At 65.1% G+C, this 26,508-nt stretch carries 25 protein-coding genes and 3 pseudogenes; 10 read left to right on the forward strand and 18 right to left on the reverse strand.

The genetic code is table 11. The annotated features are described in order from the left end of the window. Both IPI67_23845 and IPI67_23850 read right to left on the reverse strand, forming a co-directional pair. Positions 1-295 (reverse strand): response regulator (locus IPI67_23845; protein ID MBK7583218.1); only part of this gene is annotated, 295 nt, incomplete at its 3' end. After that, positions 292-1,755 carry a HAMP domain-containing protein gene (locus IPI67_23850; protein MBK7583219.1) on the reverse strand — a complete coding sequence of 488 codons (1,464 nt, stop codon included), beginning with the start codon at positions 1,753-1,755 and terminating at the stop codon, positions 292-294. The genes IPI67_23850 and IPI67_23845, both read right to left, overlap by 4 nt. Positions 1,756-1,923: 168 nt before the next feature. Between IPI67_23850 and IPI67_23855 the strand changes: the two genes are divergently transcribed. Beyond that, a complete protein-coding gene (locus tag IPI67_23855) occupies positions 1,924-2,706 on the forward strand; it encodes a hypothetical protein (protein MBK7583220.1) in 783 nt (260 codons plus the stop codon). Positions 2,707-2,731: 25 nt separating this feature from the next. Here the strand turns inward: IPI67_23855 and IPI67_23860 are convergent, their stop codons facing one another. Then, a complete protein-coding gene (locus IPI67_23860) occupies positions 2,732-3,394 on the reverse strand; it encodes a hypothetical protein (protein ID MBK7583221.1) in 663 nt (220 codons plus the stop codon). 259 nt (positions 3,395-3,653) lie between these two features. Between IPI67_23860 and IPI67_23865 the strand changes: the two genes are divergently transcribed. Beyond that, on the forward strand, positions 3,654-4,187 hold the full coding sequence (locus tag IPI67_23865; protein ID MBK7583222.1) for a hypothetical protein: 534 nt from the start codon (positions 3,654-3,656) through the stop codon (positions 4,185-4,187). On the opposite strand, the pseudogene IPI67_23870 reads toward IPI67_23865, so the two are convergent. The 4 genes and pseudogenes from IPI67_23870 to IPI67_23885 all read right to left on the reverse strand — a co-directional run bounded on the left by IPI67_23870 (position 4,181) and on the right by IPI67_23885 (position 10,210). Then, positions 4,181-7,551 (reverse strand): annotated as a pseudogene (locus IPI67_23870) (CusA/CzcA family heavy metal efflux RND transporter). The gene IPI67_23865 and the pseudogene IPI67_23870 overlap by 7 nt on opposite strands. After that, on the reverse strand, positions 7,532-7,993 hold the full coding sequence (locus IPI67_23875; GenBank protein MBK7583223.1) for a hypothetical protein: 462 nt from the start codon (positions 7,991-7,993) through the stop codon (positions 7,532-7,534). Before IPI67_23875 ends, IPI67_23870 begins: the two are co-directional and overlap by 20 nt. After that, positions 7,933-8,868: an efflux RND transporter periplasmic adaptor subunit gene (locus IPI67_23880; GenBank protein ID MBK7583224.1), complete on the reverse strand. Its 936-nt coding sequence runs from the start codon at positions 8,866-8,868 to the stop codon at positions 7,933-7,935. The genes IPI67_23875 and IPI67_23880 overlap by 61 nt, the downstream gene beginning before the upstream one ends. A 16-nt stretch (positions 8,869-8,884) precedes the next feature. After that, positions 8,885-10,210, reverse strand: coding sequence for a TolC family protein (locus IPI67_23885; protein ID MBK7583225.1), 1,326 nt, complete (start codon positions 10,208-10,210; stop codon positions 8,885-8,887). Between the two features lie 88 nt (positions 10,211-10,298). Between IPI67_23885 and IPI67_23890 the strand changes: the two genes are divergently transcribed. Continuing rightward, the gene (locus tag IPI67_23890) at positions 10,299-11,072 is read left to right on the forward strand and encodes a hypothetical protein (GenBank protein ID MBK7583226.1); all 774 of its coding nucleotides are present in this window, start codon (positions 10,299-10,301) and stop codon (positions 11,070-11,072) included. A gap of 16 nt (positions 11,073-11,088) precedes the next feature. Here IPI67_23890 and IPI67_23895 read toward each other — a convergent pair whose 3' ends face one another. Next, positions 11,089-11,955: a DUF882 domain-containing protein gene (locus IPI67_23895; protein ID MBK7583227.1), complete on the reverse strand. Its 867-nt coding sequence runs from the start codon at positions 11,953-11,955 to the stop codon at positions 11,089-11,091. Between the two features lie 216 nt (positions 11,956-12,171). Here IPI67_23895 and IPI67_23900 point away from each other — a divergent pair, with 216 nt between their 5' ends. Continuing rightward, the gene (locus tag IPI67_23900; protein ID MBK7583228.1) at positions 12,172-12,627 is read left to right on the forward strand and encodes a hypothetical protein; all 456 of its coding nucleotides are present in this window, start codon (positions 12,172-12,174) and stop codon (positions 12,625-12,627) included. 113 nt (positions 12,628-12,740) lie between these two features. Here the strand turns inward: IPI67_23900 and IPI67_23905 are convergent, their stop codons facing one another. The 3 genes from IPI67_23905 to IPI67_23915 form a co-directional block, all read right to left on the reverse strand. Beyond that, complete coding sequence (locus IPI67_23905) at positions 12,741-13,394, reverse strand: hypothetical protein (GenBank protein ID MBK7583229.1); 654 nt, start codon at positions 13,392-13,394, stop codon at positions 12,741-12,743. 71 nt (positions 13,395-13,465) lie between these two features. Then, entirely contained in the window at positions 13,466-13,684 is a 219-nt protein-coding gene (locus tag IPI67_23910; GenBank protein ID MBK7583230.1) for a hypothetical protein, read from the reverse strand. A gap of 4 nt (positions 13,685-13,688) precedes the next feature. Continuing rightward, positions 13,689-15,473 (reverse strand): hypothetical protein, encoded by a 1,785-nt coding sequence (locus tag IPI67_23915; protein MBK7583231.1) that lies wholly within the window; start codon positions 15,471-15,473, stop codon positions 13,689-13,691. A gap of 233 nt (positions 15,474-15,706) precedes the next feature. Here IPI67_23915 and IPI67_23920 point away from each other — a divergent pair, with 233 nt between their 5' ends. Continuing rightward, entirely contained in the window at positions 15,707-16,240 is a 534-nt protein-coding gene (locus IPI67_23920) for a hypothetical protein (protein ID MBK7583232.1), read from the forward strand. Between the two features lie 140 nt (positions 16,241-16,380). After that, the gene (locus tag IPI67_23925; GenBank protein MBK7583233.1) at positions 16,381-16,788 is read left to right on the forward strand and encodes a TRASH domain-containing protein; all 408 of its coding nucleotides are present in this window, start codon (positions 16,381-16,383) and stop codon (positions 16,786-16,788) included. Between the two features lie 132 nt (positions 16,789-16,920). Here the strand turns inward: IPI67_23925 and IPI67_23930 are convergent, their stop codons facing one another. Continuing rightward, positions 16,921-17,151: a hypothetical protein gene (locus IPI67_23930; GenBank protein MBK7583234.1), complete on the reverse strand. Its 231-nt coding sequence runs from the start codon at positions 17,149-17,151 to the stop codon at positions 16,921-16,923. Positions 17,152-17,633: 482 nt separating this feature from the next. Then, positions 17,634-18,923 carry a class I SAM-dependent methyltransferase gene (locus IPI67_23935; protein ID MBK7583235.1) on the reverse strand — a complete coding sequence of 430 codons (1,290 nt, stop codon included), beginning with the start codon at positions 18,921-18,923 and terminating at the stop codon, positions 17,634-17,636. Positions 18,924-19,519: 596 nt separating this feature from the next. Here IPI67_23935 and IPI67_23940 point away from each other — a divergent pair. The 4 genes and pseudogenes from IPI67_23940 to IPI67_23955 all read left to right on the forward strand — a co-directional run bounded on the left by IPI67_23940 (position 19,520) and on the right by IPI67_23955 (position 23,299). Next, positions 19,520-20,883: pseudogene (locus IPI67_23940) on the forward strand (MBL fold metallo-hydrolase). 83 nt (positions 20,884-20,966) lie between these two features. Then, on the forward strand, positions 20,967-21,635 hold the full coding sequence (locus IPI67_23945) for a hypothetical protein (GenBank protein MBK7583236.1): 669 nt from the start codon (positions 20,967-20,969) through the stop codon (positions 21,633-21,635). Between the two features lie 156 nt (positions 21,636-21,791). Then, entirely contained in the window at positions 21,792-22,079 is a 288-nt protein-coding gene (locus tag IPI67_23950; GenBank protein ID MBK7583237.1) for a hypothetical protein, read from the forward strand. Positions 22,080-22,129: 50 nt separating this feature from the next. Beyond that, entirely contained in the window at positions 22,130-23,299 is a 1,170-nt protein-coding gene (locus tag IPI67_23955) for a hypothetical protein (protein MBK7583238.1), read from the forward strand. A 462-nt stretch (positions 23,300-23,761) separates the two neighbouring features. Here IPI67_23955 and IPI67_23960 read toward each other — a convergent pair whose 3' ends face one another. The 5 genes and pseudogenes from IPI67_23960 to IPI67_23980 all read right to left on the reverse strand — a co-directional run bounded on the left by IPI67_23960 (position 23,762) and on the right by IPI67_23980 (position 26,259). Further along, entirely contained in the window at positions 23,762-24,223 is a 462-nt protein-coding gene (locus IPI67_23960; GenBank protein MBK7583239.1) for a TPM domain-containing protein, read from the reverse strand. 4 nt (positions 24,224-24,227) lie between these two features. Beyond that, a complete protein-coding gene (locus IPI67_23965; protein MBK7583240.1) occupies positions 24,228-24,938 on the reverse strand; it encodes a TPM domain-containing protein in 711 nt (236 codons plus the stop codon). Positions 24,939-24,954: 16 nt separating this feature from the next. Then, a pseudogene (locus tag IPI67_23970) lies at positions 24,955-25,560 on the reverse strand (LemA family protein). 35 nt (positions 25,561-25,595) lie between these two features. After that, positions 25,596-26,060 (reverse strand): universal stress protein, encoded by a 465-nt coding sequence (locus IPI67_23975; protein MBK7583241.1) that lies wholly within the window; start codon positions 26,058-26,060, stop codon positions 25,596-25,598. Next, the gene (locus IPI67_23980) at positions 26,056-26,259 is read right to left on the reverse strand and encodes a universal stress protein (GenBank protein ID MBK7583242.1); all 204 of its coding nucleotides are present in this window, start codon (positions 26,257-26,259) and stop codon (positions 26,056-26,058) included. Before IPI67_23980 ends, IPI67_23975 begins: the two co-directional genes overlap by 5 nt. Positions 26,260-26,508 lie beyond the last annotated feature (249 nt).

The following is a 26,508-nucleotide window of genomic DNA, read 5'->3' on the forward strand; positions in this document are numbered from 1 at the left end:
CGTAGGCCCCTTCTTTCATGGCCTCGACGGCCTTCTGTACCGAGCCGAACGCCGTCATCAGCACGACCTCGACCTCCGGCTTGGCGCGCTTCAGCTCGCGCAGGACGGTGAATCCGTCGGCGCCCGGCATGCGAATGTCGGTCACGACGACGTCGAACTCGTCGTTCAACGCCAAGGCCAAGGCACGCTCACCGTCGGAGGCAGTCACCAGCGCGAATCGATCTTGAAGAATGCGGCCGAACAGACTGAGGATCGTGTCCTTGTCGTCAGCCACCAGCACTCTCGGCTTGGTCATGCGAGGTCCCCTTCCGTCGGCGAGGCCTCCGGCAAATCGATGTGAACCCGAGTGCCGAGGCCGCGTTCGGATTCGATGGCGATGTCCCCGCCATGTGCGTGGATGATGGCCTGGGTAATCGCGAGGCCGAGCCCTGTGCCGCGGTCTTTGGTCGTGAAGAACGGCTCGAAGACTCGCTCACGGACCGCGTCGTCCATGCCCGGCCCGGCATCCCGGACGTCGAGGCAGACCCGGCCGTCGCGGTTCGACAACTGGACGTCGACACGGTCGGCGCCTGCCTCCCGCGCGTTGTTCAGGAGGTTGGCCAGCACCTCCCGCAGCTGGGTCTGATCGCCTCGTACGAGAGGCGCGCCCGCACACGCGAACTCGACGCCGGTGTGTCCGGCGGTGGATTCACTCAGGCGTTCGACCGACTCCTTGACCAGCAGGGAGAGATCCACCGGCACGCCATCGAAGCGCGGCGGTCGCGCAAGATCGAGCAGCTGCCGAACGATTCGTTGGCACTGCTGGGCCTCGTCCTCGACGATGCGCAGCTCCTCCCCGGCGAGGGCGGTCAGCTCCGAGTTTCTTCGAATGAGCTTCAAATAGCCCAGCATTACGCCCAGCGGGTTGTTGATCTCGTGAGCAACGCCGGCAGCGACCTGCCCTACTGCCGCCAGCTTCTGCGAACGGACCGCGTCGTCTTGGTGGCGCCGCACGTCCGCCGCCATCCGATTGAACGCCTCGGCGAGGTCGGTGAACTCGTCCCCGCCTTCAATCTGGATCCGGGTCGAGAGATCTCCCCTGGCGATGTTCGCGGCGCCTTCGTGCAGCCGCGCCAATCGGCCGCGGATGGACCGCAACATGACGTACCCCAGGACTCCAGCGACGGCGATGGCCAGGACAAAGCAACCAATGAACACGCTGCGCGCTCGATCGCGCATCCCGCGCTCGCGGGCTCGCGCCTCCATGCTGAACCGCTCGAGTTCCTCGTTCAGCCCCTCACTCACCGCGACCACCTTGACGACGATCCTCGTGATCTCGTCGTGCCCGCGCCGCACCGCGGCTGTGTCCTTTGAACCCACGGTGGGGACCACATCAGACTTGAAGATGCGGTTCATCTCTGTGACCAATCGCGCGATCTCGCGAGTTCTCTCTCGCTGATCGTCACCGCGCGCGAATTCCTGAAGTCGCAGCGTCGCGGCGCGAGTATTCTGCACTGCCACCTCGTAGTGGATGAGGTGCGAATGGTCCCGCGCGATGATGGTGTGGGCCTGGTGGATGTACTGTTCACGAATCATTGCGGCGACGGCGTGACCGGCGTGTTTTGTGTCCTCCAGCTCTGCCACCTCCGTCTCCGCTGCGCCGAGGTGCTCGAACGTGGAGAGCGCGACCCAGAGGGCGACCGCAAACAGGGCCAGCACGGCCACGGACGCGGCCGAGAGCCGCGCGGAGGTCCCCGAAACCGTTCCTCGAGTCACCACGCACCACGTTGTGCAACGCTCGTGCCGCCATCCGCGCGGAGAGAGGCGGCAGAAAGCCTCTCAAACCGTGACCGCCAGGGTCACCGTGTGACCGGGCAGGTCACGTTCGGAGCACCACCGGCGCGGCGTTCGCTGTTGGTACGGCACGTGCTCCCTGCCCAAGTCATGGCAGCCATGACCTCTTCCGGGCTCACTACCGCCGTTCTTTCTCGTGTCTACCGGCCGCTCACTCGGCGGGCAGCCAAGGAAATCCTCGAGGGCCGCGCATGGGATCTCGCCGGGCAGGCTAGACGCCGATGGCTGTCGTCCGACGTCGACGAGTTCCTCCGTGCAGCGTGGGAGCGCGTGGAGGAGCTGCTTCCCGGCGCAGAGCTCGAGCGGCTGCCCAACCTCGGTAATCGCCACAACGTCTTTTTGGCCGTGGTGACGACCGCGGCCTACCAAGCGCTGTGTGCTCAGGGGATGTCTCGAGACTACGCAGCCACGCTGATCGCGGACCTTGGTTTCAAGATCTACTCGCGCATGCTGGCAATGGCTGCGTTGAGACTTGACGGTCGGACGCTCGGAGCGCGCGCGCGCATGAGCCGCGCCCTCCGAGGTCTGCTCCGGTTCCCGTTCAGCGCGCCCGGCGCTCCGGGATACGCAGTCCGAGCTTGGGAGGACGCAGACGGGTTCCACACCCACTGGACACACTGTCCGCCCCAGTCCTTCGTGCGCCGGTTGATCGAACGCGACGGTGATCATGGGGGAGCTCGATGCGTTCTACCGGTCCTGGTGCCTCTACGACTGGCCGGGCGCCGACATCCTCGCCGCCGATGGGCTCGCCGGCCACTATTCGCGCCCGCACACGCTCTCGAGAGGCGACGCGGTCTGCGATATGTGCTGGAAAGCCTGACTCTCGGCGCATCGAGCTGCCAGCTGGTGGGTCGGCCATTGGGTCACCTGTGACTGAGTTGCTCACATTCCGCTGCCGTTACTTCTTCTGGTGCGCGTGAGCACGAACTCGGATTTGCTCTGCCTCCTTGGCATTGTTACTGGTCAAGACCACGCTCTTTCCGTCCTTCGAAACCGCCACTTCCAGGCCGGGAACGTAGGACGGGCAAGCACCCATGTGCTCGAAGTGCTGCGAGCGGCCGAACGCATGGTGGCATCGGATGTGATCCGCCACGGCCTGGGCGGAGGTCCCGTTCGCCAGCACCACGGCGGCGCCATTGGGCACGTCCTTCACTTCGGTGACGACCGAGAGCAGCGGACAGACCGCACGGGTGGCAGGGCGGAACCGCTTGCACTCCGCTTCCTCGAAGGATTCCAGCGCTTTTGCGGCGGCCAGGTGCTCCGCGGCGTGTTCGCGCTGTTCCTCGGCGTGCCCGAGGTGGATGGCCGTGGGGTTGTATTCGCTGTCTTCGTAGTCCGCCAGCGCAAGTCCCGAGTTCCCTGACGCCCGGATGGCGCCGGTGCGTGGCTCACTCGCGTTCGGGTCGTAGCGCGCTTCGTGTGCGCCGGCCTGGGACTCGTCGTGTTGCGCGTGCTCACGGTGCTCGGCGGCACTCATGTCGTCGGGGCGTGTGCCGGGATTGGACGCGCAGGCAGTGAGGATGAAGAGCACGAAGATGGATGAGCGGGTGATGTTCGACATGCTCTGCCGTCATTCAAGTGGCGTGCCAGGCGGACGGGTGGTTGGCATGGGCGTTGCCAGCGAACCCCCCATGCGTCTCGCTCAGCATGCTCCCCTCACACTCCTCTTCCTGGCCTGTGCTTGCTCACCAGCGCCCGAGCCGCAAGCTCCCCCGTCAGCCCGCTCCCGGCAAATCCAAGAGCACGAGCGGGCCTCCGTCGAATCCGAAAACGCTGCTACGTCGCATGCTGCCGAATTCGACCCGACGGCTGCGCTAAAGATGCGCGACTGCCCCAGCGCGCCTGGCGGGGTCTGCTGGGATTCCGTCTCGAACCCTACCGCCTGGCACGCTGCCGAGACCGAACGCCTGCGGCGATTGGCGCAGGAACACCGGGCGGCTGCGGAGGCACTTCGGACGGCGGAAGAACGAGCGTGCGACGGGATCCCAGTCGCGGATCGCGACGAGAGTCCTTTTGCCCATCGGGGTGACATTCTCCAAGTGGAACCGCTGTATCGAACGACCGCTGGGGCGGCGCGCAGCCTCGCCGGCGCCCGAGTGGTCTTCCGCCGAGTGCCGGGAATGACGGTGGAGTGGCTGCGGGTCCTCGTGGACTGCCACCTTGCGCGCAACGTCGCGGCCGGGCACGAGATGCCGGAGATGCCGAACTGCCCCCTCGTCCCGAAAGGGGTCAGTGCCCATGTCGAGTCCGTGCCGAGTGGCTTCGCCGTTTCCGTCAGCGTCGCCGACGAAGCGACGGCGAAGGAAGTGCTCCGAAGGGCCCAAGCACCCAGCGCGTCGCCCGACGCTCAGTGACTCTCACCTTCCTCGGGAAGCTCGGTCTCCTCGGGGGGCGCAGGTGCTTCTTCAGGGGGCGCCGGCGCTTCTTCGGGCTGCTCGGCAGGCGCAGGAGGTTGTTCTCGAGTGTCTGGCGCCGGCGCTTCTTCGGGCTGCTCGGCAGGCGCAGGAGGTTGTTCTCGAGTGTCTGGCGCCGGCGCTCCTTCGGGCTGCTCGGCGGGCGCAGGAGGTTGTTCTCGAGTGTCTGGCGCCGGTGGCGTAGCTGGCGCTGCGGCCGGCTCCGGTGGTTCGCGTCGGACACGCGTGATCAGTGAGTACACGACGGGAAGGACGAACAAGGTGAGGAGCGTCGTCGACACCATCCCGCCGATCATGGGTGCGGCGATGCGTTTCATGACGGAGGCGCCGGTGCCATGACTCCACATGATGGGCAGGAGACCAAAGGTGATGGCACAGACCGTCATCATCAACGGCCGAACCCGCGCAGCAGAACCGCGCAAAATGGCCTCACGAATGCCCTCCCGTGTGTCGGGCAGGTCACCCTCTTGGCCGGCGCGCAGCGCCTGTTTCATGTACAGAAGCATGACCACGCCGGTCTCGGCTGCGACCCCGGTGAGGGCGATGAACCCGACGCCGACGGCGACGCTGAGGTCGTAATGCAGCGTCCACAAGAGCCACAGACCACCGGCAGACGCCAGCGGCAGGCCCAGCATGATGAGCACCGACTCCTTGAGGGAACCGAAGTTGAGAAACAGCAAGAGAAAGACAATCAGCAGTGTAACGGGGACGATCACGCGCAGGCGGCTCGCAGCGCGCTGCATGTACTCGAATTGTCCACTCCAGATCAGACGATAGCCCGGGGCGAGCTGCACTTCCTTGTCGACGACCTTCTGGGCGCGGGCAACGTAGCCGCCGATGTCGCTGTCGGTGACGTCGACGTAGATCCACGCGCTCGGCCGCGCGCCTTCGGACTTGATGACCGGGGGCCCTTTCACGAACTTCAGGCTCGCGAGCTGTCCGAGCGGAACCGAATGCCCCATCGGTGATTGCACGAGCACGCTCTTCAGGCCCTCCATCGACTGCCTGAGCTCACGAGGGTATCGCACGTTGATCGGGTAACGCTCCAACCCTCCACAGTGTGCCCCACGTTCATGCCGCCGATGGCCGACGAGATCACGTTTTGGATCTCTGAGACGTGAATCCCATAGCGCGCGGCGGCGATGCGATTGATGTCGATGTCGAGAAAATAGCCCCCGGTGACGCGCTCCGCGTAGACGGAGGCGGTGCCCGGCACGTTTCGCAGCTTGGCCTCCACGTCCTCCGCGACCTTGGCCAGCACCTCCAGGTCGGGCCCCACGATCTTGATCCCAACCGGAGTCTTGATGCCGGTCGCGAGCATGTCGATCCGGGTCTTGATCGGCATCGTCCAAGCGTTCGTCACGCCCGGAAAACGGATCGCGGCGTCCAGCTCTTTGACGAGCTTTTCTGGAGTCATGCCTGGCCGCCACTGGTCCTCTGGTTTGAGCTGGATGATGCTCTCGACCATGCTGAGGGGCGCCGGATCGGTGGCGGTAGTGGCACGGCCCGCCTTGCCGAAGACGTGCTCGACCTCGGGGAAGCTCTTGATGATCTGGTTGGTCTGCTGAACGACCTGCTTGGCTTTGGTCGTCGAGATCCCCGGCATCATCGACGGCATGTAGACGAGATCGCCTTCGTAGAGCGGAGGCATGAACTCGCTGCCCAGTCGGGTGAGGGGCCACGCACTCCCGAGCAGGACCACGAGTGCCACGAGCAGCGTGGTCTTGGGGTGCCAGAGACACCAGCGCACCGACGGGCGGTAGAGGAATGACAGCGCGCGGTTGAGCGGGTTGGCCGACTCGGGCCGAATGCGCCCCCGCACCAGGGCGCCCATCAACACCGGCACGATCGTCACGCTCAGAACGGCCGCCGCCAGCATCGAGTACGTCTTGGTGTACGCCAGGGGCTTGAACAGGCGTCCTTCTTGCGCCTCGAGGGCGAACACCGGGAGGAAGCTGAAGGCGATGATCAAGAGCGAAAAGAACAAAGAGGGCCCGACCTCTTTCGCCGCTCGGGCCGCGATGTCCCAACGGCTCTCCCCCGGCGCAGCGCGCTCGATGTGCTTGTGCATGTTTTCGATCATCACGATGGCCGCGTCGACCATCGCGCCGATGGCGATGGCGATTCCACCCAGGCTCATGATGTCGGCCGTGATGCCCTGGGCGCGCATGATCGAGAACGCCAGCAGAATGCCGGCGGGGAGCGTGAAAATCGCCACGAAGGCGCTTCGGAAATGGAACAAGAACAAAATGCAGATCAGCCCGACCACCAGGCACTCCTCGAGGATCTTCTCCTGCAGTGTCCTGACGGCACGCTGAATGAGGCCGGAGCGATCGTAGGCAGGAACGAGCTTCACGCCTGCGGGCAACGTCTTCTGTAGTGCGTCGAGCTTGGTCTTCACGTTCTCGAGCACGCTCATCGCGTTCTCGCCGTAACGCATGATGACGATTCCGCCGACCACTTCCCCCTCGCCGTCCCAATCGGTGACGCCACGACGCAGCTCCGGGCCGATGGCGACACTCGCCACGTCCTCGATCCGCACGGGAACGTGGTCTGCACCAACGCTGAGCGGAATGCTACGCAGGTCGTCCAGCGTCTTCACGTAGCCCTTGCCGCGGACCATGTACTCGGTCTCGGCAAGCTCGATGACCCTGCCTCCGACGTCCTGGTTGCTCTGTTTGATGGCGGTGCGAACGGCGTCGATCGACAAGTTGAACGCTTCGAGCTTCTGCGGGTCGACCGTGACCTGATACTGACGCACGAAGCCGCCAACGCTCGCCACCTCGGCAATCCCCGGCACTTGCTGCAGCTCGTAGCGGATTTGCCAATCCTGGATCGAGCGGAGCTGCGCGAGGTCGTGGCGATCACTCTGCAATGTGTACTCGTAGATCCAGCCGACCCCGGTCGCGTCCGGCCCGAGCGCCGGGCTGACGTCACTCGGTAAGCGGTCCCGAACGTAGTTCAGGTACTCGAGCACACGGCTGCGCGCCCAGTACATGTCTGTCCCGTCCTCGAAGATGATGTAGACGAACGAGAGGCCGAAGAACGAGTAGCCGCGCACCACCTTGGCCTTCGGAACCGAGAGCATCGTGGTGGTCAGCGGGTAGGTGACCTGGTCCTCGACGACCTGCGGTGACTGCCCGGGATACTCGGTGAAGATCACCACTTGCACGTCGGAGAGGTCGGGGATCGCGTCCAGCGGAGTGGTCGATACCGCGTAGGCGCCACCGCCCAGTGCGATCAGCGTCAGGAGGACGACGAGAAAGCGATGTTTGACCGAGAGCTCAATGAGTCTTCCCAGCATCGTCGCTCGCTTTCATCGAGGGTCCGTCGTTGTGTGCGTCGCCCGCGTCGGCCGAGTCATGTCCGGCGTCGCTCATCGAGTGGGCCATCCCCTTCATATCCGGAGCAGCGGGTTTCACGTTGGAGCCGAGCATCTTCTTGACCGCCTCCTTGAGGCGACTCTCGCTGTCGAGGAGGAACTGCCCGCTCACGACCAGCTTCTCTCCTTCCTTCAGGCCCGAAAGGATCTCGTAATTCTCCTCACCTTGTGTGCCGAGTTCGACCTCTCGGCCCTCGAAACGGCCCGGACCGGTCATCACGAACGCAATGTTGCGCTCGCCGCTGCGGATGATGGCCTCGAGGGGAGCGAGCAGCGTGTTCTTGCTGGGAGCCGTGTGGATCCTCACCGTCGCGAACATGCCCGGCTTGAGCTCGACGTTCGGGTTCGGCAAGAGGAGCCGCACCTCGACGGTGCGCGACTTCTGATCGAGCGAGGGTAGACGTAATCGACCTTGGCCGACAGCACCTTGCCGGGCATGTAGTCGAACTCGATCGTCGCATCTTGGCCGACGTAGACCCAGGGGGCGTCGAACTCGTAGACGTTGGCGATCACCCAGAGCGCGTTCAGATCCCCGATGGTGAACAGGTTCTCGCCGGTGCGAGCGAACATGCCCTCGAGCGCCCGTTTGTGGATGACGTACCCACTCCGCGGCGCAGAGAGGGTGATGGTCCGGCTGCTCGTCCCCGCTCCTCGATCTTGTTGACGAAACGCTTGGAAATGTCGAACTGCTCGAGCCGACGTCGAGCCGCGTCGTTGAGGTGCTCCGCATGCGGCCCGTTCGCGGTGCTCTTGGTGATCTGCAGGAACTCCTCCTGACTCGCGACGAGCTCGCGGCTGTACACGGCCAGCAGCGGTGCGCCCTTCTTGACGAATTGACCCGTTTCGTCCACCCAGAGTTTCTCGATCCAGCCGTCGAACTTCATGTTGACGGTCGAGATCCGGGACTCGTCGTAATCCACACGCCCGAGGGCGCGCACGAGGCGGTCGAGTTTGCCCCGCTTCACCGGCGCGATGCGTACGCCCATCCGTTGTACGGTCGCCCCGTCGACGCTGATGGTGTTCAGATCGGCGGCGGGGTCGCCTTCGTACACGGCGACGAGGTCCATGCCCATCGAGTCCTTGCCCGGGTTCGCCGAGACGAACGACGGATCCATGCTCGAGCGGTAGAACACGATCTTCCCCCCAGCCGGGGCCGAAACCGCAGGCGCCGAGTGCTCCCCTTCGTGCGCCGGCGGTGACTTGTCGCAGGCGCCGGTTGCCAGGAGCAAGAGCAAACAGCTCGAGAAGTGGCGAATCATGGCAGTCGTTCTCCGGGCTTGATGCCGATCAGCGCACGCAACACATCCAGCCGCTCGGCGCGCTCCGCGAGCAGGCGTTCGTATTCGAGGCGGGCATCGAGCTGCGCTGCCCAATTCTGGAGTACCGAGACGAGCTCGACCTTGGCAAACACGTAGTCCTCGATGCTGGCATCGAGGGCCTGGTCGGCCTCCGGGATCAGCTCTTTCTCGTGAATACCGACCTCCTTGCCCAGCCGCTCGATGGCATCCACCTGCTGTTCAACCTCTGTCTTGACGTCGAGCGCCAGCGAACGCGTGGCAGCTCGGGCCTCGTCGAGTCGATGACGTTCCTCTCGTACCCGAGCGGACTGTTTGGTCTCGGACCAGATGGGCAGCGTTCCACCGAAGCTGATGACCCCCATGTCCGCCCCCTCGGTCGGATCGCCCTTGGCCGCGAAGCGCAGCCGATACCCGACCGACACCATGAAGTCCGGCAGGCGATCTTGCTTCGCTTCGCGGATTCGATTCGCACTCACGCGCTCGCGCGCGCTGCTCACTGCGAGATCCGGGTTCTTCTCGCGCGCCATGCGCGCGAGCTTGCGCCGGTCGAGTTTCGCCACGACGAGGGGCGGTCCTCTGGTGGGACCCAGATCGCCGGTCGGCGAGCGGCCTACGGCGGCGAGTAGTTCACGCTGCGCCGAGCGAACCGCCTGCCGGCGGCGTTCCACGAGCGCGCGCACGCGGCTGTGAGCGACCTGGCTTTGCAGTGCGTCTTGCTGGGCGGCCTGCGCGACGGAGAATCGGGCGTGGACGGCGTTGGCGAGAGCGTTGATCGCGTGCTCGCTCTCGCCGGTGATCAGCTCGGCTCGCTCCGCGAAGTGCAGGCGCCAATACGCGCGGCTCACGCCAAACGCGACGGCGAGGCGCGTGGCTGCCAGCTCCTTTTCGGAGACTGAGATGTCAGCCCGAGCAACGTCGCCGCGGCGGCGCAGCTTGCCTGGGTAGGGCAGGGTCTGCGAGAGGGTGAACAGTACGCCGGTCATGGCGCTCGCGTTCAGCCGCGGGTCGTCGAACGGAACGTTCTGGAGCGAGCCCATCAACACGGGATCCGGCAGGCTCTCCATGCGTGAGGGGATCTCTCGTCGGGCTCTGACTGCGGCCTTTGCCTTGGAAGTTCGCGGGTGTCGTTCCATGGCTTCGTCCACCAGCACGCTCAGCGATGGCGCGTCGGGTTTTGCTCCCGTCGCCTTCGGCGGCTCGGCGAGGGCAACACTCGGCAAGAGCCAGAGCGCGCCGCAGACCATGAGCAGCGCCAGTTCAGCGGGCTTCGGTGTCGCGGGCATGCCGACACCACAACGCAAGCTCTGTGCCGGGCTCGGACACTGGTGTCACTGTGGCGGCTCGGATCGTGCAGACGATCGGAGGACTGCCATGAGTGACACTCCGTTGCCTCGCCGCGATCGGTGGTTTCCCGTTCTGCTGGTGCTGGTCGCGTCGACGTCGGCGCGGGCGCAGGTTCGAGCCCCCGCTCCGCGCGGGCCCGCCTTGGCGCCGCAACCCGAACGTCCTGCGGATGACCCGCGCGACTCATCGTCGGCGCACCCTCGCCGCCAGCCCGTCGAGTTGCACTTGCTGGCGGGCTTCGGCAGCGCCATCTGCGCCGATAAACAGCCCGATAGCGAGTGCGCCGCGGCCGGTGGGACGGCGTTTGCGCTCGCTGGGGCCTGGCGTTTCCATGACCACTTCAGCTTGGGTCTCGAGATGGCCATCTGGAGCTTCTGGCCTCGGGACTCGTGGCGGGGAAAGCTCGGCACCGAGGCCTCTGACGCGAAGTTCAGCTCGACCTACCTCGCCCCGTTCGCGCGCTGGTATTGGGTCGAGCCGAGCAAGCTCAATCCGTACCTGCAGGGCGGCTTCGGGGTCGGCAAGCTGACCACCGAAGCCAAGAATGACAGTGGCGTCTACGCCTACTCGGCGAAGGGGCTGGCGTTCCCGGTTGCGGTCGGTGCGGACTGGCAGCTCTCGGAGTTCTTCCGATTCGGTGTGCAGCTTGGCGCCTACCTCCATGTGTCAACCCAGGTTTGCGAGACGAGCATGGGCAGCGAGAGCTGCCGTAGTCCCGGCAAGAACTCCGAGGGCAAGCGTGAAGGATTAGCCCTGCCCTGGCGCGCGGTCGCTGTAGGAACGTTTGCGTTCGGCGGTTGAGCCGAGCCTGCTGGCGTCAACCGTGGCGCCGCCACGCGAGCCCACCGCTCTCGAGCACGCCGGGCCACGCATCGACGTATTCAGCTCGTTCGCCGGGCCCTGACACATCGATCCAGACGGCGTGCCCAGTGCCGGGCGGCCGGACGTCGATGTGAACGAACAAACTGTTCGGATAGAAGCCGCATGCGGCGTCGATGAACCTGCGGCACTCGCGGAATAGTTCCTCATTCGGCACGCCCGCGACGCTGATGTCGAGCGCTCGCCCCTGTCGGTGGCGACTCGTCGCGCGATCCCGGCGATAACCGCTGTAGATCGTGATGACGCGCCCGGGAAATCGGTCCGCGAGGCGTTGGGTCATCCACAGCAGCCTCGGGCGCAAGAGCTTCACTCCGTCCACCCACTCGTCGTCCACCTCGCGCTCCAAAACCGGAGTGAGCGGGAGAGGGAGCAGCGGGCGAGCCGCGCCCTCCTCCCGCGCGAGGATACTCACTCGATCCAGCGCATCGGGCGCGATGCCTCCGTTGCAGTCCAAGAGCCGGAGTGTGTCGTGTTCGTTACCGCGCCGCAGTGAGACGGGCTTTGGGGTGTCAGCATCACAACCTCGAGCCAGCTCGAGGGGAAAATCTGCTGTCGCCGACCGCCAAGGTGAAAACCCGAAACGCTCACCCGAGGGGCGAAGATACGGTTGCAACAGCGACGCGGGCTGAGACAAGGCCAAGCCCGCCGGATCAACGGACAGGCTCAGCGCGTTCCACGCCTGGTTTGGGGCCAACGCGGCGAGCAAGAGCAGCGCTCCAACGGTCAGGATGACCTCGCAGTGGCTTGTGTCCTCAGCGTCACGAGCGGGAGTTTCAGCACCGTCGGTCTCATGCCCCCTCGACACTGCAGACGCTGTGCCAGAACTAAGCTCGTTTCGGATGGGCGTCTGGCGCATGCAAGGGTGAAAAGAACCTGTGACGGTGGCGCGCGGATGCGACCGATCTGGTCACTTCGCGAGCGCGAATCTGCGTTCCGGCGGCGGCTTTCGAGCGCTTTCGACGAGCCCCCCCGATGGTCTGATGGTTGCAGACCAACGCTGCAGCAACCCGGAGGAAAGCTGATGAAAACGGTAGAACCGAGGTCCCATGCCTGGCTGATCGTGCTGGAGGACGGCGCGAAGTGGCCGGCTTGGGTCGATGAACATCGTGTCGATGAGGACACCGCGGTGATCGTCCAGCAGCCCGGACAGAGACAGCACTCGCTCATCCAGCGAGTGCGCGAGCTCTCCGTCGAGCTCGCTACGAGCGGACGCTCCGTCACCCGCGCGGTTCTTGCGGTGGGAAGCGCGGCCCCTGTCGGGCAGTGGGCCCGCAGGTCAGAGCTTTCGCGTGCGATGCTCCAGACGGTGAGCCGAGGAACGGGTGCTCTCGTCATCGTTGCCGATGACCCGATCCCTCGCGAGCGGCACGAACTCTTGGCGTTCTGCGGGTCACTGGCCAGGATGCCAGTCGCGGCCGGTATTGCAGTACTGCTGGAGCTGGAGGCACAGGAGGCGCCGGAGCGCCGCTCGGCGTGAGCCGCGGGGCTGCGGCCGCTCATTTCTGTGACCCAGGCGGTCATGTGGTGACCGAACCGGCCACACCGCGGCGTCCGTGCCGCACGGCGACAGGTCGCGCTTCCGCAGGTGCCTCACCGACGGCTGCTGCGTGCGATGTTCAGTTCCAATCGCCCCCGCAGCGCCGAAGCGTCCTTCCTCACGTCGGAGGGGGCCCCGCGCTCGGCCCGGCGCAGGGCGGGGAGCGCCGCAGGGTGCTCGACCATCAATACCGCTCTCGCGATTGCCGTCCGGAGCTGGGCGTTCCCGCGCGAAAAGCCCCGGGCCAGGGCCGTCGCAGCCGCTTCACGAATGGCGTCAGCCTGTTTGGCGTCGAGCCTCGAGGCGGCAATCGCCCAGCTGGAGCCCACATAACCAAGAGCGCGGGCCGTTGTCACTGCCAGCGCATCGTCGATGGGCTCGGCGAGCACGCTCGCCAACCTCTCCGCCACATCCAGCGAGCGGCAGTGTCCAAGCCCCGCAATGGCCTCGGCGCGCCTCGGCTCGCCCGCGCGGACGTGTGACAGGAGCAGAGCTCTGTCGCGCGCGCGGCAGAGCATCCCGAGGCCGGCCGCAGCGCTGCCCACGAAGCGGGCATCTTGGGCTCGCGTGAAGACCGCCTCCAGGACCGGCCCTGCTCGCGGGTCGCGGGCAAAAGCAACGGCCTGAAGCAGACCATCCCCGAGAGCGATCTTTTGTGCGTCATCGAGGCCAAGCGTGTCCGCGCGCCACGCGACCATCTCGAGCATCGGCAGCAATGCTTCTCGACCCAAACGCATGAATGCCCGCGCGGCAGTCGGTTGGTTGTTCCTCGACTTCATCATGCCCGCACTGCGGAAAGTGTCGACAGCGCGAGCCGCTCGGAACATGGCGGGGTTGCGGGCTCGTGCGCGCGCAATTTCGGCTTCAGACTGGCGCGGGAGGCCGGGTCCAGAGCGGCCGGCGTGAGGACGACGCCCTCGGCCCGCGCGTGACGTGCGGTCGCTGCCGCACCGACGACGAGCAGAGCACCGAACAGGAGCTTCGTGAACTTGTTCATGCAATCACATTCCCTGGTCTTGGTTGGCGGCGTCCCACCACTTGGGTTCAGCAGGCGTTGGCAGGGCGCTCCAATTGCTGGCACAATGAACGTCGCCCAAGAGCACGTGGTAGTTCCACGAATCTGCGAACCGCACGTCCAGGCCATTCCCGTCGGAGCCCAGCTTCATCGCGGGATCCTCGAGGCGCGCGAGTAGCTCCTTGGCGAACACGTCCTCCCCACCGACCATTGGCCCGAAGGTCTGCGCGAACACCGCCGTGTTGCCGTTGGCGATCACTCTGATGTTCGCCGTGTCCGGCAAGTAAGCAATCTTGCCGCCGTCGATCTCCTCGTAAAACACCGGCACTTCGACGAAGTCCTCCTCAGTCAGCCCAGCCCGCTCCGCGAGCGTTGCGTGCATCTCCTCGATGTGCAGCTGTGCCTCTTGATTCCAGCCCATCATGGTGGCGTCACCCAGCACTTCCGCGACCGTCGTCTGCCACTGCTTCGCCTCGAAATCGACTTTGCCCTCGAAGATGGGGGCGTCGCCGTGCCCCTCGGCCTGCCACTTCTCGAACAGGGTTTTGCAGAGCGCTGGTGAGTTCTGGATCATCTTGAAGCCGCGCGGCGTCGCGGCACGCACTGCCCCGTAGACTTCGTCCATGTGCCCGACGACGAGCCAGCTGGTATCCAGGTAGATCGGTGGCTGCACCTGTTGGGCTGCGTAGAAATCCCGCGTGCTCTGCTTGATCCCCGCTCCGAGCAAGAGGCGCCCCGCTGGCGCTGCAGGATATGGCGGAAGCGCTTCGTGGTTTCCGTGAGAGTCGTAGGTGCTTCCCGTGCCGAGCTCCGTGGCCTCGTCGAACAGTACGGCCACGGCGCGTTCTGGCCCGAGCATGTGCTTTTTCAAGAAGGCCAGCGGCAGATGGTCCGGATTCTCGTCGCGGCCCCAGGGGCGCGGATTGAAGACTTTCATGACGTGACCACCACCGTCTTTTGCGGGCATCCCGGTCCAGCCTGTCTGGAACCAATCCTCGAACCAGATGTCGGCCGACCCGTCCACATAGCTGTCAGGTACTAGCTGAACAGTCAGCCCCGCCCCCTCCACCGCATCGGTCATCGTCGCCACGAAGTCGGGAGAAAAGTCGCTGAAGTACACCGTGTCGAAGGGGCGCAAGTTGTGGTTCATCAACCACGGCGCGGCACGCAGCTGCACCGTGTCCTCTCCGATCGGCCCTGCAGCATCGCTGACCGAGAACGTGAGCGTGGCAAGCCCCTGCCAGTCTTGGTTTTCGGACCGTACGAAGTCCCTGCCCTCGATGCCAAGCTCAACCCCGGCCTGTAGGTCAGCGGTCGACAGCGACAGCGGCTGATTCGTGTCGATCGAGACCCAGCCCGCCGGAGTTCGCTGGAAAACCCGCACGAACCCCCGAGCTGCCAGGTCGAGCTCGACCGTTCCGCTCGCCGTCTGCGACGCCGCAGGCCAGGGCCGCGCGATGACTCGCGCCAGATCCAACTCGTCGGCGGGGCCATTCACCAGCTCGTCCTGGTTGTCCGCAATACCGTCGCCGTCGTCGTCGTCCAAGTTGATCAGAAATACTGCGCCGCTATCCCTGCTCCAGGTCTCTTCACCCGCTTGTTCGCTCGGGTCATCGAGGTCCACGATGCCGTTGCGGTTGTTGTCGGAGAGGAGGTCGACGACCGGCGCCGCGGGTTGCCGCGAGGGCGATCCGGTATCCCCACAGGCCCAGAGCGCGAAGCAAGTCACAACCAGTGTTGCGCGACAGAGCGCACAGGAGTTCTTTTTCATCAGGATCCCGTCCAGCCGATGACGCGCCCCGCAGTGCACACGGCGTACCGTTGCTCTGCGAGCCAAAATCAGTGCGTGCGGGTGTGGCTGCCGTGACCAATTCGGTCAGGCGTGATCTCTTGCGTCACGTTCCTGGCAATCACCGTTGGGCGTGCGCAATGTTTGCATGCACAATCTCGACAAAGGAGACGTCCAATCCGCATCCGTACCAACGTGTCAGAAAGGACGGAGTCATGCTGTTCCGAATCGTTTTGTTCTCGTTGTTGGTCTTGCCCTTCGCGGGGTGCCACATGTCGAGCTGGGATGCTGAGCATGGCTGTTCAGCGAACGGAATGTGCGGCGGCAACGGCACCAGCGTCGACGGCTGCGATTCGGATGGAGCCTGCGCGTCGAACGAACGTTGCAGCCGGGAAGGGCGTTGTGTTCAGAGCAATCCGACGAACGCGTGCACGAGCGACGCCCAGTGCGCGCAGGGCAGCTACTGCGATCCAAGCCAGAACCGCTGCGAAATCGGGACTCTCTGCGACGCCGAGAGTGATTGTGGCGAAGGCTTCAACTGCAATCTCGCGCACGCAACGTGCGAGCCCGCAGCTGCTCCGACCTGTGGCGAGCTTGGAACAGAGGCGGAGTGTGTCGGGCGTAGCGACTGCGTCACGGTGTATGCCGGAGTGAACTGCTCGTGTGGCGCGGACTGCACGTGCAAAGGTGGTGAGGCAGGGTGCGTCTGCCAGAGCTTCGAGTTCTTCCGCTGTGCACCGGCGTCCTGATTGCGCCTCCCAACGCCGAACTTGGGCGATACCCAACGCCGCGTTCAAACTGGCCCGCGACGCGGCCTTCTTCGCCACGCGCCGGGCGTACGACACGATTGGCCCGTCGCTGTGGAACGATGGTTGCTTTAGCCGCCAGCATGATCAAGTCGTGGATGGTTCTCCTTGCGGCGATGGTGGTGGCGGGTTGCGAAAGACCCGAGAGCGGGTCCGGGACGAGCAGCTCGGGCTCGACCACTCAGACGCTGCTCGAGCGTGTCGAATCCAAGAAGGTATGCATGGTCAACAATCGGTACATGGGTCAAGACCAGACCGCTGTCGTCGTGGACGACAAGACCTACTACGGTTGCTGCCCCGGATGTGAGAAGCGACTGAAAGAAGAACCGGCAGTCCGTAGCGCGACCGATCCCGTCAGCGGCCATCGCGTCGACAAAGCCAGCGCCGTCATCGGCAAGCGCAAGACCGGGGGCGACGAAAATGTACTCTACTTCGAGAGCGACGAGACCTTCACGACGTTTGGCAGCAAAGAGAACCGCGGCGGACGATGAAGTGATGCACCAGGCGGCGCCCACTGCCCACCGCAAGGAGTGAATTGCGCCCCGTCACGGCGCGGGATGTTTCGCCGGATTTTGAGCCGGATCATCGCGGGGGCTCGGTTGTGGCGCCGGGTCCTGGGGGGCTCAGCGGGCGGCTGCTGCACGCGCGCGGCGGCGGACCTCGCCGACGATCTGCGGATCGCTGCTGCGGATCCGGATGGACCGGCCGTCACTGCTGAGTTCGACGCGGATCCCCGGGAGTCGGAACGGGCAGGCCGAGTCTTGGAAGTGCTCTGCCCGCGCGAGCGCCTGCTGGCAACGCGCTGAAGCAAGGAGCTGGTCGAGCGGGCGCCCGTCGACGAAGCGCAGTTGCACGCCGACGGAGGTATCTTCGACGATGGCCGATTTGCGGTCCAGCGGGCAAGACGCTCTGCTTCCCGGAAGTATCCCGGCGCACTCGGCTTTCACTCCGTCCTCGAGCACTTGGGCGGCATGAGAGTGCTGTCGGGCTCGGTCGCGGTTCTCCAGTGCTTGGTCCCTGTGTCGGATTATACTCTCTGTTTGCGTTACCCACCGTGGGGCTCCCCAGCGCGGGATTGTCGGCGTTGATGGCAGGCACGCTCGGAAAGCCATAACTCGTTGGGGCGCTGGCGTGCGCGTTCGGGTCGTAGTTGGCTTCGTGCTGCGCCGCCGTCCGGGCATCCGCCTGAGCTTTCGCCCTGTGCGCCTCGAGCGACATGTCGTCCGGTTGGGTCCCAGAGCTCGCGGCACCACACGCTGTGATGCCCAGTGATGTCATGCTGAATAGGACGGCGAATGATTGGCGCATCTGGTTGGCTCCCGCGCTTGGTCCCAGATTACGGAGCACGAAACGTGCCGCTAGTGCGACGCTTCAAGTCATGTTCGTCGGTCCCAGTCCCGCGCTGGCGCGCGAAATTCGGCCGCAACCGCCCCCGTGCGTCGGGTTTCTCGGCGAGAACTTGGTGGACGTTGATCACCCCGTCGTTGAAGGCTCGGGCACAGCCCGCAAGGTAGACCTCCCAGATCCTGAGCAGCCGTTCGGAAACGAAATTTGCGGCGTTGCCCCGCCTCTTCCTGAACCGTTCGAACCACTCGCGTAGCGTAAGGGCGTAGTGCTGGCCGAGGGCTTGAACATCCAGAATTTCGAATCCGGCATCCTCCATTTCCGACTGCAGGCGAGCCGCGGAAACAAGTTCGCCCCCGGGGAATACGTGGCGGAAGATGAATGCGCCGCCGGCGTTTCTCTCGATGCCTGGTCGCCTGCTGGTCCCCTGGCTCAGAAAGAGCCCACCAGCGCGTAACGCTCCGTGGATGGCGCCCAGGTACGCAGGCAGCTGGGCCAGGCCGACATGTTCGTACATTTCAATCGAGCTGATCTTGTCGTACCTCGCTCGTGGCAGATCGGCGTAGTGGCAACGCTCGACGGTTACGCGCTCGCCAAGGTCGGCCGCGGTCACGCGAGAACGCACCTCGTCCGCCTGATTCGCCGACAAGGTGATACCGTGCGCGCGGACTCCATGCCGCTGTGCGGCCCAAATCAAGAGCGCTCCCCAACCGCAACCGACGTCGAGCAGCCGTTCACCAGGGCGCAGAGCGAGCTTTTTGCAAATCAGATCGAGTTTGCGCTCCTGGGCCTGCTCGAGGCTCTGCTCCGCGTGGGAAAGGTAGGCGCATGAGTACACCCGCTTGTCGTCGAGGAACGCTCGGAACAGCTCTTGGGGGAGATCGTAGTGCGCCTGGACATTCTCCCAATCGCGCGCGACAGGGTGCTGCGAGGGCACCTCGACGAGCTTCGGCGCGAGCCTCTCGCCGTGAGCGTCGGAGTCGGAGTCGCGAAGGTATGTGGCAAGCCCCGCGGCTTCCCAGAGATCTCCCTCGATGTTCAAGCGCCCGTCCACGTAAGCCTCGGCAAACTGCGCCGGATCCTTGGAACCAAAGCAGCCGCGAAACGTTTCGGGGTCCGTGAATGCGAGGGTGAAGTCGCGACGACCGCTCCAGGATACTTCCTGGCCGTTCCACAGTCGGACGGCGAAGTTGTGCGTCGGATGATCTCGGAAAACGGGCTCCAGCATGGCGCGGGCATCGCGGAGCTCGATGCCCGGGGGAGAGCGTGGTGTGGGCAGCATGTCTACCAGGGGTAGCAACGGCCGTGCCGCCGTGTTCGCGCATCCGTGCACGAGCAACGGTGTGGTATTCGGCCGGGCCATCGCCGCGGGAGGAGCTTGCTCCGACTCCGTCAGGGCGACGACGAGCGAGCCAAGCTAACAGCGCGGTGAAGGGAATGTGGCCGCAAATGCGGCACGCGAATTGCACCGTGTTGCAGCATGTTGTCGAACAGTCATCTATTGCGCTGGAGCGCGCGTTTCGTGCTCTTCAGTTTCGGTGTCGTGACGGCGGTACTGGCCGTCGTTGCGCATTGGGGTCACTTGCAAAGCGCGCTGCCGTGGCTCTTGCTCGCAGCGCTGCTCGCCGCGCCGTGGTTAGCGCGCGGAGTTGAGCGCTGGCGTGCACAGACGTGACCTGAGCGGTCACCGCGTGGTCGTAGCGGTCACGCGGTCGCTGGGAGATCTGTCGCGAAGCGGGCCGGAAGCCGCCCTGCGCCGCGGTCTCTCGAGCTCCGTGCCGAGACACGGCGATCTCCTTTGCGGCACGGCGATTGCTCCCAGAATGATCGAGGTCCTTTTCCACCAACGTGCACTCCACCGCTCGCGTAAGGAGAAACATGACCACCACGATCACATTTCACGGGGCCGCGGAGACGGTCACCGGGTCCCGCTACCTGGTCGAGACCGCTGACGCGCGGGTGCTCGTCGATTGCGGCCTGTTTCAGGGCTACAAGAAGCTCCGCGAACGCAACTGGAGCGTTCCAGAGTTCGATCCAGCGTCACTCGACGCAGTCGTATTGACGCATGCACACATCGACCACACCGGGTACGTGCCGAGGCTCTGCAACTTGGGCTACGCGGGCAAGGTTCATTGCACTCGGGGCACGCGCGATCTCCTGCAGTTGCTGCTGCCCGATTCGGGATACTTGCAAGAGGCAGATGCGAGACGTGCCAACAAGTATGGCTACACCCGGCATCTCCCGGCTGAGCCGCTCTACACGCGCGCGGATGCAGAGCGCAGTCTGAATCAGCTCGTTCCCCATGCCTATTACGAGTCGGCCGAGGTAGCGCGAGGTGTGTCGGCAAAGTTCACTCGTGCCGGCCACATCCTCGGCTCGGCATGCCTCGAGCTACGGATCGACGACCGAACGATCGCCTTCACCGGCGACGTCGGACGCCCGGTCGATCCCATCATGAAGCCTGCCGACCCCCTCGGCCCAATGGATTTCCTCGTCACCGAGTCCACCTACGGGGACCGGCGGCATCCTGCCGAAGACGTCTCGGGTGAGGTGGAGCGGATTGTGAACGAGACGGTGGCCAAGGGCGGCGTCATCTTGGTGCCTGCATTCGCCGTCGGTCGGGCGCAGCACCTGTTGCACATCGTGGCGGAGCTCAAAGCGGCGCGGCGCATCCCGGATCTCCCCGTGTTTCTCGACAGCCCGATGGCGATCAGCGCGACCGGGATCTTCTGCCACCACAAACAAGACCACCGACTCTCAGGCGACCAGTGCCACCTGATGTGCGAGGCCGCTCAGTACTCTCGCACTCCCGACGACTCGAAGGCCATCGATCGGCGTTCGACCCGGCGATCGTGATCTCGGCGAGCGGCATGGCGACGGGCGGCCGCATCCTGCATCACTTGCGGCGCTTTCTGCCGGACCACAGGAACGCCGTTCTCATCGTGGGTTATCAGGCGGCGGGAACGCGAGGGCGCGCGCTGGTCGACGGGACCGACGAAGTCAAGATTCACGGACAGTACGTCCCCGTTCGAGCCGGCGTGGTTCAAGTCCACGGCCTCTCCGCGCATGCGGACTACCGTGAGATGCTCGACTGGTTCCGGGCGAGTGAGTTGTCACCACGGCGCGTCTTCGTGACCCACGGCGAGCCAGCAGCGGCCGAGGCTTTCCGGCGCCGCCTGAGGGACACCTTCCAGTGGGAAGCGTTGGTTCCGGAAATGGGAGAGCGGGTTGAATTGGCATAGCCCAAGCGCGAACCATTGGGGTTCCGGCTTGCGAGGAGTGTGACGATCGCGGTTACACGGTTCGCCCTGCGATGCTCTATTTCATGGTCCGATCGCGGCATGGTGTTTGCAAACTCGCTCACTCCGCCATGGCCTATCTCCACCACCTTGTAATCCACTTTGCGATCGCGCTCGCGATCGTTGGCGTGCCGTGCTGGCTGATCGCCTGGCGCAAGCAAGGCAGCTGGCTGCCCGCAGCGCGCGGTCTCGCGTACACCGCCGCAGCGGCGAGCGTGGTGGCAGCGGCGAGCGGGCTTCTGTCCGCGGCGCATGTGATTGAAATGGGTGGCGACCCGGAGCGGATCGCGACGCACAGAAATCTCGCGTTGGTCGCCGCGGGAATCATGGTCGTGGCGGCGAGCCTCGTTTGGCGACAGGAGCGGCATTCTGGAAAGCGGTGGTTGGTGACTGGTGTTTTTTCGCTGGCCGCCGTCAGCCTGGCCGTCGCGTCGCATTTTGGGGCAGACATGCTGCACCCGGGTCTGGCGCCCTGGTCCAACGTACCCCACCATCACGGCCCTTCGTCCGACGGTCAGCACCCACATCCAGACGAGCACACCGCAGGGGGAGTTCCACTGGTGACTGCGCCGGCGATGCCCAGCGTTCCTGTCGCGCCGGTCGGAGCGATCGCGAGCGCAGCGGGCCAGCCGGCCGCGACGAACCCCGCGGCTCCAGCGGGCAGCCCGCACGATCACTCTCAGCACAAGCACTGACACTCGACCTCCCGATGGGCAACCGCCGGTGTCGTCCCCGCCTCGAAATCCGGACGCGGAGCCGCGGCGCTGCACAGGTTCCCGGCGGCCGGACCGACGCAGAAATCCGCCGAGCTGCTGGTCTACACGGTCGTCATCGCCGCCATCTTTGCCGCCGTGTTCGATCTGTCTCGCATCGCCTCGATGTGCGCGATCTTCTACCTGATGATGGACATCACCATTCACTGGGGTGTCCTGAGGCACCTGCACGAGGACGTGGGCGCCAACCGTGCTGTCCTCGGCGCTGCGATTGGCCTCGATACGATCGCCTTGGGGGCATTCCTGCTCGTGAAGGGGGCGACCGATCCGCTGATCGTTGCGGTCAGCCTCGTCACGATCGTGGTCGTCACTGCGCTCGAGCGGTTCTACCCGCGCAGACTGCGCCCGACGGGTGAGCAAAAATGAGACGGCGGGCGCGGGCAGAACTGGCACGAGCGTTGCGTCCAAGTTCGCCGTTGTCCGACGCGATCCACATCTCTGGCGCCGGCCCCGCAGGCCTGGCTGCTGCGATCACCATCGCCCGCGCTGGCGGGCGGGCCGTGGTCCACGAGCGCCAGACCGGCGTCGGCATGCGATTTCATGGCGACTACCAGGGTATCGAGAACTGGACGCGCGACGGTGACGTTCTCGAGGAGCTCGCCGGCATCGGGATCGAGCCGACGTTCGACGCCGCACCGTTTCGGGAGCTCGTCCTGTTCGGACCAAAGGGTCGACAGCGGTCGGTACGCTCCAGTACGCCGCTCTTCTATCTGGTGAAGCGAGGAAAGGAACCGGGGACGCTCGACGCATCCCTCGCCGAGCAGGCCGTCCGGCTCGGGGCCGAGCTCCGACTCTCCGATCGGGTTCGCACCCTCGAAGACGGCGGGATCGTCGCGGAGGGGCCGCGCTCGACGGACGCCATAGCGGTTGGCTACGTGTTCGAGACGTCGGCGGCGGACGGCGCCTACGGGGTCGTGTCGGACGAGCTCGCTCCAAAGGGGTACGCGTATCTCATCGTGCATGCTGGGCGCGGCACGCTCGCGACCGTGCTGTTCGAGGACTTCCATTCGGAGCGCACCTATCTCGAGCGCACCGTCGAGTTCTACAAATCCCATGTCGGGATCCCGATGACGGGTGCCCGGCGGTTTGGCGGTCGGGCCAACGCTCACCTCCCCGGCCGCGCGACGCGAGGCAAGCTCCTCTATGTCGGGGAAGCCGCTGGATTTCAGGATGCACTCTGGGGATTCGGCATGCGCTACGCGATGCTCTCGGGTCACCTCGCAGGGCGCGCGCTCGTCGATGCAAGCCCGGCTGCATACGATTCTGCCTGGGAAGCGCGGCTCGGCGGACTTCTGAAGACGTCGATCGTCAATCGCTACGTCGTCAGTCACATCGGAAACTTCGGCTACTCCGTGGCGCTGGCCCTGGCGGGCCGGTCTTCGGATCTGAGATCCTGGCTCCACCGGCTGTACGCCCCTTCGTGGTGGAAACGCAGGCTATTTCCCCTGGCGCAGCGCTGGGCGAGATTGAAACCTCCGCCGGCCGCGTGTGTTCTCGAAGGCTGCACGTGCACTTGGTGCCGTTGTCAGCACGATAGCGTGGGTGACAGCGTGAGCGGTGGGGCGTTCCACGCCGAAACACCGTGAGCAGGAGCGACGACCCAAGCCGCCGGCGTTGGCGCGAATGCCGCAAGTGTGGCGCGCATCTCGTGGGAAGCAGCACCGCGGCCAGGCCTGGCCTGAACTGCTGACGTTCCGCGCAGCGCCGGCACGCGCGTTCGTCCGCAACGCGGATTGCTGGCTCGACGAGTCAGCGCGACCCGAGAAGTGATTTGGAGCGGCCTCGTTACCTGGTCACATTACCCGCGGACTGGCGGCCTGATAAATTCCGACGATCGCCGCGATCACGACCGCCACGGCGAATGCGATCCACAGCCAAGTCGTCCAGTTCGGCCGCAGCGTCGGCGGACGCGGAATGGCGAGGGGTGCATATTTTTCGTATTACGGGTGCCATGATGAGTCTCCTGAGCAAAGGGCTCATGCATTGGGCGTGCCTCGGCAGCGGCCCGTGAGCCGTGCAAAGGTCGGCATGGCGCGCAGCCGCGTAGGTCAGGATGACGAAAGGCGTGCAATGTCGACTTCATCGGGTAACTCGTTCCGAGCGTGCTCATGGTCGTACGGGAAATGTTCGGCCAGTTGTTCTCCGGCTCTGGTGACGCCTGCTACGAGTCCTGAGGTGAAGTCGCCACGACGGAAATGGTCCGACAAGGAGGAAGCAATCTCTTCCCAGAACTCTTGACCCACTCGAGCATGGACCCCGCCGTCGCCGAGTACGACGAAGGCGCGGCGGGACGGCACCACGAAGAACAGCACACCGTTTCGATGCTGGGTCTTGTTCATGCCCAGACGAACGAACGCACGCTCGGCTGCTCGCTCCACGTTTCCCCAGAACCACGGCGCGAGCGAAACGCGGATTTCGCCGGAGGTCTGCCGCTCCGCAATCACGATGGCGCGCTCGATGCGCCCGGTGTCGAGGAGCTTGCGGATCTTCTTGCGTGTCAGCCAGAGCATCGTCTCACCATGAACCTCTCGCGCCTCCGCCCCCCGATCTTCCGCCCCCGCCCCCGAATCCACCCGCTCCGCCCCCGCCGCGGCCGGCCATCACGAAGAGCAGGCCCAGGGCGAGCCTCGGATTGGTAAAGAGCAGCAGCAGGAAGGCAGCGGCCAAAATTAGGTATAGAACGATCTGGCCAGGGCCGGGACCTTGGGGACTCCGTGGAGCACTGCCGTCCTCGACGAAGGGCGCGCCCTCGATCGCTTCGAGCAATGCGTCGACTCCGGTTTGCAATGCGTCGTCGGCTTGTCCCGCGCGAAGCTTCGGGATCATGACCTCGTTGATGACGCGGGATGCGACCGCGTCGGGGACCCGCGCTTCGAGCGCGTAGCCGACCTCGATTGCGATGCGACGGTCCTCCGCGAGCACCGCGACCAGAAGGCCGTCATCCTTGCCCTTTCGTCCGAGGCCCCAAGCTTTGAACGTGCTCACCGCAAAGTCCTCCAGCGGTGTCGAAGCGAGCGTCGTTCCGATCCACACGGCCACCTGATGGCCGGTCTGTCGCTCGTAAGCAGCCAGCCTCCTGTCGAGGGTGCCTCGGGCTGCGGGCGAGAGGAGACCCGCCGTGTCGGTGACCCAGCTCTTCGGACGGACAGGGATCAGACCATCGCCAGCGAAAGCAGTGGCGGCGAGGGTGAGCAGCACCAGCGCGGGTAGCAAGCGCTGGAGCACTCGCACCAATTGCGCGCTAGAAGGCAACCTTCGGTGGCTTTTCAGCACCGGAGTCGGCACGGAAGTAGCCCTTTTCTTGGAAACGGGTGCTGAACGCCGACGCGATGAGCATCGTAGGGAAGCTGTTGCGCTCCGAGTTGAACGCTTATGCCGCTTCGTTGAATCGCATTCGCTCGACCGTGATGCGGTTCTCCGTGCCCTCGAGTTGCGCCTGCAAATCGCGGAAGTTTTGCGTGGCCTTCAAGTCGGGATAGCGCTCGACGACCACCAGCAAGCGAGCCAGCGCCGAGGACAGCTGAGATTGCGCCTCCTGAAACTTCTGTAGAGCCGCTGGACTGTCTGCGGCGATAGGTCCGCCCCCTGAGGCCTGTTGCGCAAGAGTGCGCGCCTGGGTGACGGCCGTGAACGTCTCCTTTTCGAAGGAGGCCGCGCCCTTCACCGTTTCGACGAGATTCGGCACCAGATCTAGGCGGCGCTGATAGACATTCTCCACCTGCGCCCACTGCGACCGCACTCCTTGATCGAGGCGGACCAGGCGGTTATAGGTGGAAACCGAGCATCCGACTGGGAGTAAGATGGCGACCGCGACGAGCGCGAGCGCGATGAGTCGTTTCTTCGGCATGGGTTGGCTTTCCGGTGTTGCGGCGGTTCGAGAGATCACGGCGCTCGAATCAGAAAGCTCGACTGATGTGAACGCGGCGCGCCCTTGTAGTGATACGTGTGGCGGCGCTCGTGATGCTCGCGGTGCTGCTCGCACCAGAATTCCTCGCCGTTGGTCGCGCGCCGGGTTTCCAGGCAGCGCGGGCACGGGGGCTCGATCTTCGGGATGCTTGCGTCCGGTGGTCGCACGACGAGAACGGCGCACGGCGCAAGCCGGACCGTCCCCTCCGCTACGGAGCCCAGCAAGTACCTCTGGGCCCCGCGCCGGCCGTGCGTGCCGACGACCACGAGCTCGGCTTCGACATCGGACGCGAGCTGGGCGATCGCCTCGGCCGCGCGGTTCGATCGAAGATGCGTCGTCAACTGCTCGAACGGCACAGGGGAAGCGTGTGTCTCGCACCACCGCTTCACGACGGCTTGGACATGCTCGTGCAAATCCGCCGACAGCCGATCCAGGTCAATGACCGCCGCCCCGCCGGCTCGGCCCGAGCCCGTACGAGCTCGCCACTGTCGCGGTTTCGACGTGTACTACGTGCATGTGTGCTCGGTCGTGGCCCATCGCGAGCTCGCAGGCCCTCTCGAGGGCGAGGTCGCCGAGCTCCGAGTAGTCAACGCCGACGACCACGGCGTACGGCATCGTGTGTTTCTGTTTGCTGTTCATGGGGATCTCCTGTGACGATGATGTGGGCCGCATCAAGCCGTGGGCGCTTCCGCGCCTGATTCGCGCGCTCGCGGCTGGCAGATTGCGGCCAGCGTGGTCACGACCTCCCGGTCGACGCCATTCCGCTTTTTGGATCGCCCCACCAGCGGACAGCGAAATTGCAGGTGGAGTGACTCCGCAACGGGCGTTCGGTCCTTTCGCGCGTGTCGCTGGGCTCGTGGCTCAGACGCTTTCGGATCGCTTGGAACA

It is taken from the genome of Myxococcales bacterium (assembly GCA_016706225.1).
Lineage (GTDB): Bacteria > Myxococcota_A > Polyangia > Polyangiales > Polyangiaceae > JADJKB01.